Origin of the sequence: Oscillibacter sp. MSJ-31 (genome assembly GCF_018918025.1) — a bacterium.
In the GTDB taxonomy this organism is placed as follows: Bacteria; Bacillota; Clostridia; order Oscillospirales; family Oscillospiraceae; genus Hominicoprocola.
On sequence record NZ_JAHLPT010000068.1, the window covers coordinates 1 to 814 of the forward strand.

General features: G+C 58.7%; 1 protein-coding gene. It reads right to left on the bottom strand.

Features of this window, described 5'->3' with window-relative positions; all coding sequences use genetic code 11:
- Positions 1-236: 236 nt before the first annotated feature.
- Positions 237-814, bottom strand: a 578-nt coding sequence (locus KQI17_RS13450; RefSeq protein WP_216496697.1) for a hypothetical protein, incomplete at its 5' end; no start/stop codon positions are given.

The window sequence follows — 814 nt, forward strand, 5'->3', positions numbered from 1 at the left end:
TCGCCCTTGTAGTTGCTCGAACGGCCCGTGACCTTCTTATGGCCCTTGGTCGCCAGAATGTTTGCGGGCATCGCTTCACAGTAGAAGTATTCCTTCCACTGGTCGGCCATCACGCCGCCTGCCGCGCCCGCGATCGCTTTAATCAGTCCCATAGGTCTTTTCTCCTTTTCTGTTTGGTTTTGTTTGAAATGGTTTCCTTGCAATGACTGCCGCTTCGCCGTCAGAGCGGCGGAGCACTAATCTACCTCTGTCAGGAAGGTGTCTCCGCTGACAAAAAACGGATCCTGATCTGTAATGGGCCAGGTAAACCAGCTCTCGTCCCAGGGCCGCTTCATGAACAGGCACAGCTTTGCCGTTTTCTCCGGAATCGTAAGAGAGAACCACTGGGGTTCGTTGATCCGAATCGTTCCCTCATACAGCACCGTATCCGTGATCCACTCCCGCATGGTGCCGTCCGCGTTCAGCTGGGGCGTTCCCGTGCAGAACCGGATATCCGTCTCGTACCAGCGTCCCACCAGCAGCAGCTTGTTCTGCCCGCTCTTCTCCAGCGCGGTCATGGGGATCGCCGCCAGCGGCTGCGCCACCTCCACAGGTGGGTCACGCCAGTAAAACATCAGCGACTTGTTGGGTTCGTCCGCCAGAGCCAGCGTCAGCGGCTCCGGCAGGAGGCTCTCTTCGCGCGTATAGATAGCGGTGCGGGCTGCCGGCGCGTTGTCCAGCTCATCGTATTGCCGGAGGTACAGGGTGTTCCGGTCCGTCAGGGCGACATAGTACTCCGCCTCAGAGTCTTCGGCGTAGAGCCGAGCAGACCAAA